Source organism: Pseudacidovorax sp. NFM-22 (assembly GCF_021401245.1).
Classification (GTDB): domain Bacteria; phylum Pseudomonadota; class Gammaproteobacteria; order Burkholderiales; family Burkholderiaceae_C; genus Xenophilus.
In genome coordinates, this window is record NZ_JACBFY010000003.1 from 581,395 (window position 1) to 595,853 (window position 14,459).

Sequence of the window (14,459 nt, forward strand, 5' to 3'; positions counted from 1 at the left end):
TGAGCGAAACACTCAAGAACAAAGAACTTCGCGATGAAGGGCCGGCTCCTACCTTTCGATGGGCGGGATGCCGGGCAGGGCGGAGACGGGCGCCACCGGATCCTGTGGATCCCAGGTGTTGTTTAACGGTAAGCCAACTGAAGGAGCTTGCGATGCGTCTCACTACCAAAGGCCGTTTTGCGGTCACCGCCATGATCGACCTGGCACTGCGCCAGAACTCCGGTCCGGTCACGCTGGCCGCAATCAGCCAGCGGCAGCAGATTTCGCTGTCCTACCTGGAACAGCTGTTCGGCAAGCTCCGTCGCCATGAGCTGGTGGAATCCACGCGTGGCCCGGGCGGCGGTTATTCGCTGGGCCGCAAGGCGGCGGACATCACGGTCGCCGACATCATCGTTTCGGTCGACGAGCCGATCGATGCCACCCACTGCGCCGGCAAGGAAAACTGCATGGGCGAAGCCGGCCGCTGCATGACGCATGAGCTGTGGGCCTCGCTCAACCAAAAGATGGTCGAGTTCCTGGATTCCGTCACGCTGCAGAAGCTGGTGGACGACCAGATCGCCAAGGGCGTGCAGGTCGAGAACAAGCCGGCCGTCAAGCGGGCGATCTCGAGCCAGCCGGTGGTCAAGCCGATCCGGGTGAATGCGCCCAATTCGGTGTTCGCCCTCGGTAACGCCTTCGCCAAGTCCTGATGCACGGCGGGCGAGCCGCGGCGGCCTGTCGCTGCCGGCTCCTCCGTTCGTGATTGTTTCCGTATCCACGCCAGCACGAGCGAGCCATGGACGTCACTCCTCATTTCCCGATCTATCTTGATTACGGCGCAACCACGCCGGTCGACCCGCGTGTGGTCGACGCCATGATTCCCTGGCTGCGTGAGCATTTCGGCAATCCCGCTTCGCGCAGCCATGCGTGGGGCTGGGAAGCGGAAGAGGCGGTGGAAAAGGCCCGCGGCGACGTCGCCGCCCTGATCAATGCCGATCCGCGCGAGATCATCTGGACCTCGGGTGCCACCGAGTCCGACAACCTGGCGCTGAAGGGCGCTGCCCACTTCTACAAGGAAAAGGGCAAGCACCTCATCACCGTCAAGACCGAGCACAAGGCCGTGCTGGACACCATGCGCGAGCTGGAGCGCCAAGGCTTCGAGGTGACCTACCTCGACGTCGAGGAAAACGGCCTGCTCGACCTGGACAAGTTCAAGGCTGCCATTCGACCCGACACCATCCTGGCGAGCGTCATGTTCGTCAACAACGAGATCGGCGTGGTGCAGGATATGGTCGCGCTGGGCAACGCCTGCCGCGAGAAGGGCGTGATCTTCCATGTCGATGCGGCGCAGGCCACCGGCAAGGTCGAGATCGACGTCACCCAGCTGCCCATCGACCTGATGAGCCTGGCTTCGCACAAGACCTACGGCCCCAAGGGCATCGGCGCCCTGTACGTGCGCCGCAAGCCGCGCGTGCGGCTGGAGGCCCAGATGCACGGCGGCGGCCACGAGCGCGGCATGCGCTCGGGCACGTTGCCCACCCACCAGATCGTGGGCATGGGCGAGGCCTTCCGCATCGCCAAGGAAGAGATGGCGCAAGACCTGGCCAAGGCCCGTGCGCTGCAGAAGCGGCTGATCGACGGCCTGTCCGACATCGAGCAGGTGTTCATCAACGGCGACCTAGCGCGCCGTGTGCCGCACAACCTGAACATCAGCTTCAACTTCGTCGAAGGCGAGTCGCTGATCATGGGCATCAAGGGGCTGGCGGTGTCGTCGGGCTCGGCCTGCACGTCGGCCAGCCTGGAGCCGAGCTACGTGCTGCGCGCCCTGGGCCGCAGCGACGAGCTGGCCCACAGCAGCCTGCGCATGACCATCGGCCGCTTCACGACCGAGGAAGAAATCGACGTCGCCATCGCGTCCATCCGCCACAACGTCGCCAAGCTGCGCGAGTTGAGCCCGCTGTGGGAGATGTACAAGGATGGCGTCGACCTGAGCACGATCCAGTGGTCGGCCCACTGAGTCACCAAAGAAAGAAGAGGACCCCATGGCTTATTCGGACAAGGTCATCGACCACTACGAAAACCCCCGCAACGTCGGCTCCTTCGACAAGGGCGACGACACCGTCGGCACCGGCATGGTGGGTGCGCCCGCCTGCGGCGACGTGATGAAGCTGCAGATCAAGGTGAATCCGCAGACCGGCGTGATCGAGGACGCGCGCTTCAAGACCTATGGCTGCGGCTCTGCCATCGCATCGTCGTCGCTCGTCACGGAGTGGGTGAAGGGCAAGACGCTCGACGAGGCCGCCTCGCTCAAGAACGCGCAGATCGCCGAAGAGCTGGCGCTGCCGCCGGTCAAGATCCACTGCTCGATCCTGGCCGAGGATGCCATCAAGGCCGCCGTCAACGACTATCGCGTTAAAGCGGGCGCGAAGACCGGCGCCGAAGCCCTCACCTCGTGACTGGAGCTTCGACCGCGATGGCGATCACGCTGACCGAAGCTGCGGCGCGCCATGTGTCCCGCTACCTGAGCAAGCGTGGCAAGGGCATCGGCGTGCGGCTGGGTGTGAAGACTACGGGCTGCTCCGGTCTTGCCTACAAGCTGGAGTACGTGGACGAGTCGGCGCCGGAGGATGTCATCTTCGAGGAGCATGGCGTCAAGGTGCTGGTGGATCCCAAGAGCCTGGCCTACATCGATGGCACGGAGTTGGACTTCGTGCGCGAGGGGCTGAACGAAGGCTTTCGCTTCAACAACCCGAACGAGCGCGACCGTTGTGGTTGCGGTGAGAGCTTCCGCGTCTGATTGCGACTCGGAAGGAGCGGGGCCGCCACCCGAAAGGGCTTGGCGGCTTTTTCTTGGCAGCACTAGGAATGGCCCATGCAATTGACCGACGATGACTTCACGCTGTTCGCGGTGCCGCCCACGTTCGGGCAGGACCGGGGTGCGCTGGATGCGCGCTGGAAGGAATTGCAGCGCGAGGCGCATCCTGATCGCTTTGCCGCGCAGGGCCCGGCGGCGCAGCGACTGGCCATGCAATGGTCCGTGCGCATCAATGAGGCCTATCAGCGACTGAAGGATCCGTTGAGCCGTGCGGCCTACCTGTGCGAGATGAACGGCGCGCCCGTGCAGGCCGAGAACAACACGGCCATGCCGGCCGACTTCCTCATGCAGCAGATGAGCTGGCGCGAGGAGTTGGAAGAAGCCGGCGACGCGTCGGCGCTCGATGCCTTGCAGCAGCAGGTCCAGTCCGCCCGCGCCCGCGCCCTCTCCAGCCTGGACTGGCTGATCGACGAGAAGGGTGACTATCCCGCCGCAGCGCAGCAGGTGAGAGCCCTCATGTTCATCGAACGCTTTTCGACCGAACTCGATGAGCGACTCGACCGGCTGGGACAATAGTTTCTCCATGGCACTTCTTCAGATCTCCGAACCCGGCCAGGCGCCGGACCCGCATCAGCGGCGCATCGCGGTCGGCATCGACCTGGGCACCACCCATTCGCTGGTTGCCTCGGTGCGCAACGGCGTCGCCGAATGCCTGCCCGACGAGCAGGGCAGGGTGATCCTTCCATCGGCCGTCCGCTACCTGGATGCGCAGCGGCGGCAGATCGGATTTGCGGCCCTGGATGCGCGCGCTTCGGATCCGGCCAATACCGTCACGTCGGCCAAGCGGCTCATGGGGCGCGGGCTGGGCGACATCGCCAACCGGTCTGCCATGCCCTACACGCTGGTCGACGAGGGCGGCATGGTGAAGGTGCAGACTGTCGCCGGCCCCAAGTCGCCCGTGGAGGTGAGCGCGGAAATCCTGGCCACGCTGCGCTACCGCGCAGAAGACACCTTCGACGGCGACCTGTACGGCGCGGTCATCACCGTGCCGGCCTATTTCGACGAAGGCCAGCGTCAGGCCACCAAGGATGCTGCGCAACTGGCGGGGCTCAACGTGCTGCGCCTGATCAGCGAGCCCACCGCCGCTGCCATCGCCTATGGCCTGGACAACGGCAGCGAGGGTGTGTACGCCGTCTACGACCTGGGTGGCGGCACTTTCGACATCTCGGTGCTGCGGCTGACGCAGGGCGTGTTCGAGGTCATTGCCACCGGCGGTGACTCGGCCCTGGGCGGCGACGACTACGACCATGCGCTGGCAGACCTGGTGAGTCAGCGCCTGGGACGGGTTCCGGCCAACGACGAGGAGCGGGCACGCATGCTGGTTGCCGCGCGTCACTGCAAGGAGGCCTTGACCGATGCCGACGCGGCGCCGCTCAAGGTCGAGATGGCAGGTGCGACGCATGAGCTGACCATCACGCGCACCGACTTCGACGCCGCCACGCAGCCCCTGACGCAGCGCACCCTCGCCGCCGTGCGCAAGGCGCTGCGCGATGCACGGCTGACGCCGAACGAATTGCAGGGCATCGTGCTGGTGGGTGGCGCCACGCGCATGCCGCAGATCCGGCAGGCGGTGGGCGATTTCTTTGGGCGTCCGCCGCTCACCAACCTCAATCCTGACGAGGTCGTGGCGCTCGGCGCGGCGATCCAGGCCAATCAGCTGGCTGGCAACGATGGCGCGGGCAACCTGCTGTTGCTGGACGTGATCCCGCTGTCGCTCGGCCTGGAGACCATGGGCGGACTGGTGGAGCGCATCGTGCCGCGCAACACGACCATCCCCACCGCGATGGCGCAGGACTTCACCACCTACAAGGATGGCCAGACTGCGCTGGCATTGCATGTGGTGCAGGGCGAGCGCGATCTGGTCGCCGACTGCCGCAGCCTGGCGCGCTTCACGCTGCGCGGCATTCCGCCAACGGCGGCCGGCGCGGCGCGCATCCGCGTGACCTTCACCGTGGACGCCGACGGCCTGCTTTCCGTTTCCGCCAAGGAGCAGAGCAGCGGCGTCGAGGCCAGCGTTACCGTCAAGCCTTCTTACGGGCTGTCGGACGACCAGATTGCCACCATGCTGCAAGAGGGCTTTGCAACCGCGCAAGCCGACATGCAGCAGCGCGCGTTGATCGAGGCGCGCGTCGAGGCCGACCGCATGTTGCAGGCGACCCGCACCGCACTGGCGGCCGATGGTGCGCTTTTGAGCGCCCCGGAGCGCCAGACCATCGATCAGTTGCTGGATGCCTTGGCTGCCGTGCGTGATAGCGACGACAAGTCGGCCATCACCGAGGCCACCGAGGCGCTGGCCCATGGCACTGAGGCCTTCGCCGCGCAGCGCATGAACAAGGGCATCGCCCAGGCGCTGGCGGGCCGCAGCATCGAATCCGTTTGAGACCCATGCCCATCATCAAGATCCTTCCCCACGCCGAGTACTGTCCGCAGGGCACCGAGATCCGAGCGCCGGCCGGCACCTCCATCTGCGAAGCGCTGCTCGAAAACGGCATCGAGATCGAGCACGCCTGCGAGATGAGCTGCGCCTGCACGACGTGCCATGTGATCGTGCGAGAAGGCCTCTCTTCCCTGAACGAGGCCGAGGAAGAAGAGGAAGACTTGCTCGACCGCGCCTGGGGCCTGACACCGCAGTCGCGCCTGTCGTGCCAGGCGATCCTGGCGCAGAAGGATCTGGTCGTGGAGATTCCCAAGTACACGATCAACCACGCCAAGGAAAACCACTGACCATGGCTGTGCCCGCCCGCCGCTGTGTGCTCGGCAAGGAGAGAGCATGTCGCGCCTGATCGTCCTCGATACCGAAACCACCGGTCTGTCGGCCGAGAACGGTGACCGCGTGATCGAGCTGGGCTGTGTAGAACTCGTCAACCGCAAGCTGACCGGCAACGATCTGCATCTGTACTTCAACCCGGAGCGCGAGAGCCACGAGGACGCCCTCCGGGTCCACGGCCTGACCACCGAGTTCCTGCGCGACAAGCCCAAGTTCGTCACGATGGCGCAGGATGTGATCGAGTACCTGCGTGGCGCCGAGTTGATCATCCACAACGCGGCCTTCGACGTCGGCTTCCTCAACAAGGAGTTGGAACGTGCGGGCCTGAAGCCGTTGCGCGATTACGTGGCCGAGGTGACCGACACCCTGGTCATGGCCAAGCAACTCTTCCCGGGCAAGCGCAACTCGCTCGATGCGTTGTGCGACCGTTTCGGCGTGGACCGGTCGAACCGGACCTTCCACGGCGCCAAGCTCGACGCCCAGTTGCTGGCTGACGTCTACATCAATCTCACACGCGGCCAGGACGCGCTGCTGATCGACATCGACACGGGCGAAAGCGAGGAGCAGGGCATCGTCGTCGATGTCGATCTGCGCCAGTTCAGCCTGCCTGTGCTGAGCGCGACCGTGGACGAACTGGCTTCGCATGAACAGGCCTTGCTCGACCTGGACAAGGCCAGCGGCGGAAAAACCATTTTTCGGTTGCAAGATCAGAAAAGCATGGCATAATCTAAGGCTTCGCGCAGCACTGCACGAAACTGAAGAGAAAGACAAAAAGTCCTTCTCCTCGGGCGGTTAGCTCAGGGGTAGAGCACAGCATTCACACTGCTGGGGTCGGGGGTTCAAAGCCCTCACCGCCCACCACCATTCCAAGAGAACGCCACCATTAGGTGGCGTTTTTTTTCGTCCGCATCACTGCGGTGGCGTGTCTCCATCGGCGGGGCGCGACACGCTCAAGCCCTCCTTTGGAGGCGAATGGCGGGACAATGGGCCTCTGGGTTTCAAGCCCGGCTTCCCATGCCCATGCGCCGATTCGTTTCCGAAAACTTCCTGGACCTGCTGCTCGATGCGGTCTGTGCCGTCACGCCGTCGGGTGACTTCGTTTTCGTGAATGCGGCGTTCGAGCGAATCTTCGGCTACGGCACGCAAGAGGTCGTGGGTCGGAACATGATGGAGTTCGTGCATCCCGATGACCGGGCGCCCACCCTGGAGGCCGCCCGTCGGGTGATGCAGGGGCATCTGCAACTCCACTTCGAGAACCGCTACATCCGCAAGGATGGGGGCATCGTCCACGTCCGGTGGACGGCACAGTGGGTGGAGAGTGCCGGCCTGCGCGTGGCCGTCGCGCACGACATCACCGAGCTGCACCAGAGTCGCGCCTTGCAGGCGGCGCTCTACGCCATTTCCGAAGCTGCGCATACGGCGCAGGACCTGTTCTCCTTGTTCGAAAGCGTGCACGGCATCGTCGGTACCTTGCTCGACGCGCGGAACTTCGCGGTACTGCTCTTCGACGACGCAAGGCAGCTGTTGCACCCCGCCTATCAGGTCGACGTGATGGGCAGGGCGCCTGGGCCGATAAGCCCGGCGGACGCGCCCTGGCTGGCGCGTCTGCTTGGCCAAGCGCCGGCTGAGGAGGAGGGCGACTCGCCTCCGGGGCTACTGGCCGCCGCGCTGCCCACGCAGGACGGGCCGATCGGCGCACTGGTGCTGCGCAGCGAGGATCCCGAGAAGGGCTATGGGGCCGCCGATGCCGAACTGCTGCATTTCATCGCGTCCCAGGTGGCGACCGCGATCGAACGCAAGCGACTCCATGTGGGTCTGCAGACCCTCGCCCAGCGCGACCAGTTGACCCAATTGCTCAACCGCCGCTCCTTTGTCGAGCGCCTGTCCGCCGCCGTACGCGCGGCGCAGGAGCGCGGTTCGGAGCTGTCGTTGCTTTTCCTCGATCTGGACGAATTCAAGCGGGTCAACGACAGCATGGGCCACGCGATGGGCGACCGCCTGCTGCAGTCCGTGGCTGACCGGCTGGGTGCAACGGTCCGGAGCGCCGATGTGTTGGCGCGGCTTGGCGGCGACGAATTCGTGGTGCTGCTGGAGCAGGACGTCGGCGGACGCGGCGCCTACCTGTTGAGCAGCCGCATCGAGCAAGCCTTCATCCAGCCCTTCGTGGTGGGCGATGCGAACTTGGTGGTACGGCCGAGCATCGGGGCCGCGCGCTTTCCGCTCGATGGGAAGGATGCGGAAGGACTGCTCGGCCACGCGGACGCGGCGATGTATGCGGTCAAACGCCAAGGGGCGGCAAGTCGTGAACCTGCCGCCCCGGAGGAGGGAAGGCCTGACCACCGTACTCCCGCGAGCGCTGCAGCAGGGCCGTTCTATCGGTCTGCGGACTGAGACGCGTCAGCGGCGGGCGCAGATCATTCCCATCAGGAACGCCGCAGCGGCGACGCCGCCGACGAGTCCCAGAGGGTGCTTCACGGCCATTTCGCGGATCTCGTCCAGCGCCTGGCCATAGCTCTGCTGAACAACGCCTTGTGCCTCGCGCATCTTGCCTTCGGCCTGCATGCCCGAGTCGTTGGTCACTTCGCCCAGCGCATCCTGGGCCTTGCCTGCCACGCGTTGGAAAGCGCCTTGTGCTTGTTCGAACATCGAAAGATCCTTTGAGTGTTGCCAGGGGCCCGGCGGCCACATTGCCGCCGGGGTCTGGTCCGAAGGATCGTTGGGCTTGGATGGCATCGATGTAGGTGGTGCTCGACGCCCTCGCGTAGTAGGAAGGCGCGGAAGGCTGTCAGTGCCCAGGCGCGCAAGCCTGGGCGCCTGTGCGGCAATCAGCGACCGGCTGCGAACGGCGCTCCCGCCAGTTTGGCACCTTTGCGCAGACCCTTCTTGGCGAACCAGCCCTGATTCATCTCGAGCACGTAGCGCACCGGTGCCTCGGAGCAATGGCTGTCGGTGGTCTGCGGCTGCATGTCGGCCAGGTTCACGATGCGGCCGTCGTCGGCCACGAAGGCGGCCGTCAGCGGCACGAGCGTGTTCTTCATCCAGAAGCACTGCACGGCGGGCTCCTCGAACACGAAGAGCATGCCTTCCTGCTGGGGCAGGTTCTCGCGGAACATCAGGCCCGTCTGCCGCTGCTGCGGCGTGGCGGCCACCTGGGCATCGATCCGGTACATGCCGGCCGTGATGGGCACGCGGGGCAGATCGAGTTGCGGCTGCGCGAAGGTGAGGGTGGCGGCCCCGGCGAGCGTGGCGGCTGCGGCAAGGGAGCGGAGAAGGGGATGGAGCATGGCTGCTTCGATGCGGTGAAGAAGGGCGCGTTCCCGGCCGACCCGGGGCGTGCTGCGCCGGATTGTGGTCCAGCGCGCGGATGGGCGTCGACTAACATCCGCGCCCACCATGCAACTGCAAGAACTGCTTTTCAGCCAGGGGTTCGGAACGCGGCGCGTGTGCGCCGGCCTGATCCAGCATGGCCACGTCACGCTCGACGGACAGGCCGTCACCGACGCTGCCTTCGATGTCGACGCCCAGGAAGGTCTTCGCTACACGGTCCAGGGCAAGCCGTGGGAATACCACGCCAAGGCCTACGTGGTCCTGAACAAGCCGGCGGGGACGGAGTGCTCGCAAAAGCCTTCGACCTGGCCTTCGGTCTATACGCTGCTGCCGGATCCGTTGCGCCAGCGGCCGGTCAAGGGCGGTGTGGACGGGGTGCAGGCCGTTGGAAGGCTCGACCAGGACACGACCGGCCTGCTGCTGTTGTCGGACGACGGCAAGTTCCTGCATCGCATGGCTTCGCCGCGTCACCATGTTCCCAAGGTGTACGAGGCCGAGTTGAAGCACCCCCTGGATGAGGCGCACCTAGCGCGGCTGCGCGAAGGCGTGGTGCTCGATGACGATCCCCGGCCGGTGCGGGCGCTGGCCGCCGAGCGGCTGGAGGAGCGGCTGCTGCAGTTGACGCTCGACGAGGGCAAGTACCACCAGGTCAAGCGCATGGTGGCGGCAGCAGGCAATCGCGTCGAGGCGCTGCACCGGGCGCGTGTCGGGCAACTGCAATTGCCCCCGGAACTTGCGCCGGGCGAGTGGCGCTGGCTCACCGCCGCAGAGGTCGAATCGCTGTTCCAGGTCAAGAAGCCGACCACGAAGTCATCCTCTGCTGGGGGCTGACCGTTAGTATTTTTCGTCCCGCCTCCACAGGTTGAATCTTGCGCGCTCATTCCCTTCGTGCCGGCCGCCTCGCGGCCGTTTTGCTGTCCCTGGCCTGCAGTTGTCTGCCGGGCCTTGCGGCGGCGTCTCCTCCGCCCATCTTCGTGCTCAATTCGCTGGATGCGACCGTGAGCCTGATCGATCCCACCTCCTGGACCGAAATGCGCAGGGTTTCGGTGGGCAAGGAGCCTCACCACATCTACCTGACGCCGGATCAGCGCTCTGTCATCGTGGCCAACTCGGCTGGCGACTCGCTGACCTTCTTCGACCCGAAGACGGGCGAGATCCAGCGCACCGTCAACGGCATCATCGACCCCTACCAGTTGCGCTTTTCCCCCGACATGAAGTGGTTCGTCACCGCCGCGAACCGGCTGAACCATGTCGACATCTACCGCTGGGATGGCAGCAACCTGCAACTGGCCAAGCGCCTCGTCACCGGTAAGACGCCCAGCCACATCTGGATCGATTCCAAGAGCACCACGGCCTATGTCTCGATGCAGGACAGCGACGAGCTGATCGCCGTCGACATCCCCACCCAGACCATCCGCTGGCGCACCGCCACAGGGCCGATGCCTGCCGACATCTTCGGCGTCCATGACGACAAGACACTGCTGGTCGGCCTGACCGGCGGCGAGGGCGTGCAGGTTTTCGACGTGGCAGGCCGCGAGCCGAAGGCCGTGGGCATCCTGCCGACGGGCAAGGGCGCGCATGCTTTCCGGGCGGCGGGCGATGGCAAGACGGTGTTCGTCAGCAACCGGGTGGCCAACACCATCAGCCGCATCGATTTCGCCACCCTCAAGGTGGTGGCCAATTACGCGGTGCCCGGCGGCCCCGACTGCATGGATGTCTCCGCCGACGGCAAGCGCCTGTACGTGACCTCGCGTTGGGCCAAGAAGCTCAGCGTGGTGGACCTGCAGACCGGCCAGCTCATGAAGCAGGTACCCGTCGGCAAGTCGCCGCACGGTGTCTGGACCCTCGACCATGCGCGCTGAACGCCTGGGCCGCGCCGCCCGCCACTTGGCTGTCGCGGTGGTGGCTGCCGCGGGCGGCGCATCCGTCGTCGCTGCAGGCGCTGCCGATTGCAGCAAGCCGGTCTACCTGACGTTCGACACGGGCCACATGGGCGTGGCGCCGCTGGTGGCCGATGTGCTCAAACGCCACGATGTGCATGTGACCTTCTTTGCCGCCGCCGAGCGCACCAAGGACGGGGGCGACAGCCTGGACGACCATTGGGCACCGTGGTGGAAGGCGAGGGCAGCCGACGGCGACGAGTTCGCTTCGCACACCTACGACCACGCCTATTGGCGCGCCGACCTGCCCGACGAGAACGGTCAGAAGCGCTTCATCATCCAGCCGTCGGCTGGACCGCAGTCGGGCCAGCGCCTGACCTGGACGCAGGCGCAGTACTGCCAAAACATCCGCAAGTCCAGCGAGCGTCTAGCGCAGATCACCGGCAAGAAGCCGCTGCCCTTGTATCGCGCGCCGGGCGGCAAGACCTCGCCCAAGCTGCTGGAGGCGGCGCGCGCGTGCGGCTACATGTATGTGGGTTGGTCGCCTGCGGGCTTTCTGGGCGACGAGTTGCCCAGCGACAAGTATCCGAACCAGAAACTGCTGGCCCAGGCGCTGGAGCGCATCCGCCCCGGCGACATCCTGCTGGCCCATCTGGGCATCTGGTCGCGCCAGGATCCGTGGGCGCCGGCCGTGCTCGAGCCGCTGGTTGCGGGCCTGCAGCAACGCGGCTTCTGCTTCCGCACACTGCGCGACCATCCCGACTACCGCGCCTGGATTGCGGCGCATCCCTGAGTCACGAACAAGGACGGAGAGCTTCCGATGGACTGGCATGCTTGGCTGACCGACCCGTTCGGCCTGATGCAACAGTGGCTGTTCGAGACCTTGGTCCAGCCGGTGATGTTCGCGGCGGGCATGGGCAACCTGCTGGAGGATGGCTTCGATGCCACCGGCTGGCTGCTGGTGGGCCTGCTCGAGATCGCCGTGATGCTGGCGATCTTCGCGCCGCTCCAGCGCTGGCGCCCGGTGGAGCCGTTGCGGGACCGCCGGGCCGTGCGTGTGGATGTGATCTACACGCTGATCCACCGGCTGGGCCTGTTCCGGGTGGGGATCTTTTTCGTGCTGCAGCCGCTGTTCGACATGGCGCTCGGCCATGTGCGTGCCGCTGGCTGGGGCACGATGCAGCTCGACGCGCTGTGGCCCGGTGTGACGGATCGGCCATGGGTCACCTTCCTGCTGTACCTGGTCGTGCTGGATTTCGTCGAGTACCTGATCCACCGCGGGCAGCACACCATCGACTGGTGGTGGCGGCTGCATGCGCTGCATCATTCGCAGCGGCAGATGACGATGTGGAGCGATGCCCGCAATCACCTCCTGGACGACATCATCCACAGCACCATCGTCGTCGTGGTCGCGCAGCTCATCGGTGTGCCGCCCGGACAGTTCGTCGTGCTGGTGGCGCTGACGCAGCTCAGCCAGAGCCTGCAACACGCCAATCTTCGGCTGCACTTCGGTCGAGTGGGCGAGCGGTTGTGGGTCAGCCCGCGCTTTCATCGGCTGCATCATGCGATCGGCGTGGGCCACGAGGAGGTGGGCCGCCCCGGCGTGCTGGGTGGCTGCAATTTCGGCGTGCTCCTGCCATGGTGGGACATGCTGCTGCGCACCGCCAACTTCGATTTGCGTTATCTGCCCACGGGCGTGCGCGACCAGGTGGAGCCCGATGCCAAGGGCCGCCTGCGCGACTACGGTCGCGGCTTCTGGTCGCAGCAGTGGCTGGGCTTGCGACGGCTCGTGGGCCGTGCCTGACGCAGGCGGCACCATCGAGGGCGCACGGGCTGCGGTTATGCTGCGCGCCGATGCGTCTTCTCGCTGATTCCTGCTGGCGCGCGGCCGCCTACTGCCTGCATCCGCGTGTCATCCTGCTGTCGCTCGTGCCGCTGGCGCTGATGGTGGCGGCCTCGGTGGGCCTGTCCTACTTCTACTGGGAGCCTGCGGTCGGCTGGATGCGCGGCGCGCTGGATGCCTGGCCCCTGCTGGCCGGCTTCTGGAACTGGCTCCAACGCCTCTTCGTCGGCGATGTCCGCAACCTGCTGGCGCCCCTGATCGTGCTGCTTGCCGCAACCCCGGTGCTGGCGATGGTGTCGCTGGTCGTCGTGGCGGCCTTCATGGCGCCCGCACTGACGCGTCTCGTGGCCGAACGGCGCTTTCCCACCCTCGAGAAGAAGCACGGCGCGGGCATGGTGGCGAGCGTGGTGCGCTCGGTGGCGCTGACAGTGGCCGCTGTGGTGGCCCTGCTGGTGTCGATGCCCCTGTGGCTGGTGCCGCCCCTGGTGCTCGTCCTTCCACCGCTGATCTGGGGTTGGCTCACCTGCCGCGTGATGAGTTTCGATGCCCTGGCCGAGCATGCCAGTGCAGACGAGCGGCGCATCATCGTGCGCCGCCATCGACTGCGCCTGCTCACCATCGGCATCCTGTGCGGCTATCTGGGGGCGGCGCCGAGCATCGTCTGGGCCTCCGGCCTGGTGTTCGCGGCGGCGTTCTTCATCCTGATTCCCGTGGCGATGTGGATCTACACGCTGGTGTTCGCCTTCTCCGCCCTGTGGTTCGCCCATTACGCGCTGGAGGCGCTGTCGCAGCTGCGGCGGGAGGCGGCGGGCGCCGGGCCATCCACCCTGCTTCCGCCCGCCGGATCGCCGCCTGACGTCGCCCCGCCGGCCCTGCCTTCCTCCAATCCCCCTGCACCATGAGTTCCACTGAAAGCCGGGCCTTCGGCCTGATCATCGTCGGCGACGAGATCCTATCGGGCAAGCGCACCGACAAACACATGGCCCGCGTCATCGAATTGCTCGGTGCGCGGGGGCTGTCGCTGTCGTGGGCCGAATACGTTGGCGACGATCCCGCGCGCATCACGGCGGCCCTGCGACGGGCGTTCGCCGGGCCCGACATCGTCTTCTCTACCGGCGGCATCGGGGCAACACCCGACGACCACACCCGCCAGTGCGCAGCCGCGGCGCTCGGCGTGCCCCTCGCGCTCCACCCCGAGGCCGCCGAACTGATTCGCGAGCGTATGCAGGACACCGCGCGCGAGCAGGGGGTGCCCTACGAGCCCGACCGCGCCGACAACGTGCATCGCCTCAACATGGGCGTGTTTCCGCAGGGGGCCTCGATCATCCCCAATCCGTACAACAAGATCCCCGGCTTCAGCGTCCACGATGTGCATTTCGTGCCGGGCTTCCCCGTCATGGCGTGGCCCATGGTCGAGTGGGTGCTGGACCAACGCTACGCGCCCCTGCACCGCGAGGTGGCGATCGCCGAGCGTTCGCTGATCGTTTTCGGTGCGATGGAGGCCAGCCTCACGCCCCTCATGGAGGCGGTCGAGCGCGAGTTCTCGGGCATCAAGGTATTCAGCCTGCCCAGTGTGGATCACCCCAAGTACGGCCGCCACATCGAACTCGGCGTCAAGGGCGAGACGCGCCAACTTGAACCGGCGTATGCACGCCTGAAACAAGGTGTGTTCGACTTTGGTGCATCAATAGGCGCAGAATTGGTGCGTTGAGTTGTGGTGCATCATATCGGTGCATGCGCTACTACCACCAGCGTCAAACACTGCCGTACATGCCGCGTAGGACAACG

At 65.9% G+C, this 14,459-nt stretch carries 17 protein-coding genes and 1 tRNA gene; 16 read left to right on the top strand and 2 right to left on the bottom strand.

Going from position 1 to position 14,459, the window contains the following annotated elements; translation table 11 throughout:
* Positions 1-152: 152 nt before the first annotated feature.
* The 10 genes from iscR to L0984_RS13800 all read left to right on the top strand — a co-directional run bounded on the left by iscR (position 153) and on the right by L0984_RS13800 (position 8,012).
* Positions 153-689, top strand: a complete 537-nt coding sequence (gene iscR / locus L0984_RS13755; protein WP_017756985.1) for a Fe-S cluster assembly transcriptional regulator IscR — start codon at positions 153-155, stop codon at positions 687-689.
* Positions 690-775: 86 nt separating this feature from the next.
* Positions 776-1,996 carry an IscS subfamily cysteine desulfurase gene (locus L0984_RS13760; protein ID WP_234194195.1) on the top strand — a complete coding sequence of 407 codons (1,221 nt, stop codon included), beginning with the start codon at positions 776-778 and terminating at the stop codon, positions 1,994-1,996.
* Positions 1,997-2,021: 25 nt separating this feature from the next.
* Positions 2,022-2,435, top strand: a complete 414-nt coding sequence (gene iscU, locus L0984_RS13765) for a Fe-S cluster assembly scaffold IscU (protein WP_234194196.1) — start codon at positions 2,022-2,024, stop codon at positions 2,433-2,435.
* A gap of 17 nt (positions 2,436-2,452) precedes the next feature.
* Positions 2,453-2,776, top strand: a complete 324-nt coding sequence (gene iscA, locus L0984_RS13770; RefSeq protein WP_017756982.1) for an iron-sulfur cluster assembly protein IscA — start codon at positions 2,453-2,455, stop codon at positions 2,774-2,776.
* Between the two features lie 75 nt (positions 2,777-2,851).
* Positions 2,852-3,370, top strand: a complete 519-nt coding sequence (gene hscB, locus L0984_RS13775) for a Fe-S protein assembly co-chaperone HscB (RefSeq protein ID WP_234194197.1) — start codon at positions 2,852-2,854, stop codon at positions 3,368-3,370.
* Positions 3,371-3,377: 7 nt separating this feature from the next.
* Positions 3,378-5,234: a Fe-S protein assembly chaperone HscA gene (gene hscA, locus L0984_RS13780; RefSeq protein ID WP_234194198.1), complete on the top strand. Its 1,857-nt coding sequence runs from the start codon at positions 3,378-3,380 to the stop codon at positions 5,232-5,234.
* Between the two features lie 5 nt (positions 5,235-5,239).
* Complete coding sequence (gene fdx, locus L0984_RS13785; protein WP_234194199.1) at positions 5,240-5,578, top strand: ISC system 2Fe-2S type ferredoxin; 339 nt, start codon at positions 5,240-5,242, stop codon at positions 5,576-5,578.
* 46 nt (positions 5,579-5,624) lie between these two features.
* Positions 5,625-6,347 carry a DNA polymerase III subunit epsilon gene (gene dnaQ / locus L0984_RS13790; protein ID WP_234194200.1) on the top strand — a complete coding sequence of 241 codons (723 nt, stop codon included), beginning with the start codon at positions 5,625-5,627 and terminating at the stop codon, positions 6,345-6,347.
* A 60-nt stretch (positions 6,348-6,407) separates the two neighbouring features.
* Positions 6,408-6,482 (top strand) — tRNA-Val (locus tag L0984_RS13795).
* A gap of 159 nt (positions 6,483-6,641) precedes the next feature.
* Positions 6,642-8,012, top strand: a complete 1,371-nt coding sequence (locus tag L0984_RS13800; RefSeq protein WP_234194201.1) for a sensor domain-containing protein — start codon at positions 6,642-6,644, stop codon at positions 8,010-8,012.
* Between the two features lie 6 nt (positions 8,013-8,018).
* On the opposite strand, the gene L0984_RS13805 is transcribed toward L0984_RS13800, so the two are convergent.
* Both L0984_RS13805 and L0984_RS13810 read right to left on the bottom strand, forming a co-directional pair.
* Complete coding sequence (locus L0984_RS13805; protein ID WP_234194202.1) at positions 8,019-8,267, bottom strand: CsbD family protein; 249 nt, start codon at positions 8,265-8,267, stop codon at positions 8,019-8,021.
* Positions 8,268-8,446: 179 nt separating this feature from the next.
* Positions 8,447-8,905 (bottom strand): DUF192 domain-containing protein, encoded by a 459-nt coding sequence (locus L0984_RS13810; RefSeq protein WP_234194203.1) that lies wholly within the window; start codon positions 8,903-8,905, stop codon positions 8,447-8,449.
* A gap of 109 nt (positions 8,906-9,014) precedes the next feature.
* Between L0984_RS13810 and L0984_RS13815 the strand changes: the two genes are divergently transcribed.
* The 6 genes from L0984_RS13815 to L0984_RS13840 are packed head-to-tail and all read left to right on the top strand — an operon-like array spanning position 9,015 to position 14,382.
* On the top strand, positions 9,015-9,779 hold the full coding sequence (locus tag L0984_RS13815) for a pseudouridine synthase (RefSeq protein WP_234194204.1): 765 nt from the start codon (positions 9,015-9,017) through the stop codon (positions 9,777-9,779).
* A 35-nt stretch (positions 9,780-9,814) separates the two neighbouring features.
* Positions 9,815-10,810: a YncE family protein gene (locus L0984_RS13820; protein WP_370645995.1), complete on the top strand. Its 996-nt coding sequence runs from the start codon at positions 9,815-9,817 to the stop codon at positions 10,808-10,810.
* Positions 10,800-11,621, top strand: coding sequence for a polysaccharide deacetylase family protein (locus L0984_RS13825; RefSeq protein WP_234194206.1), 822 nt, complete (start codon positions 10,800-10,802; stop codon positions 11,619-11,621). The genes L0984_RS13820 and L0984_RS13825 overlap by 11 nt, the downstream gene beginning before the upstream one ends.
* A gap of 27 nt (positions 11,622-11,648) precedes the next feature.
* Positions 11,649-12,632: a sterol desaturase family protein gene (locus L0984_RS13830; RefSeq protein ID WP_234194207.1), complete on the top strand. Its 984-nt coding sequence runs from the start codon at positions 11,649-11,651 to the stop codon at positions 12,630-12,632.
* A gap of 50 nt (positions 12,633-12,682) precedes the next feature.
* Positions 12,683-13,573: an EI24 domain-containing protein gene (locus L0984_RS13835; RefSeq protein WP_234194208.1), complete on the top strand. Its 891-nt coding sequence runs from the start codon at positions 12,683-12,685 to the stop codon at positions 13,571-13,573.
* The gene (locus tag L0984_RS13840; protein ID WP_234194209.1) at positions 13,570-14,382 is read left to right on the top strand and encodes a competence/damage-inducible protein A; all 813 of its coding nucleotides are present in this window, start codon (positions 13,570-13,572) and stop codon (positions 14,380-14,382) included. The genes L0984_RS13835 and L0984_RS13840 overlap by 4 nt, the downstream gene beginning before the upstream one ends.
* The last annotated feature ends 77 nt before the right edge of the window (positions 14,383-14,459 follow it).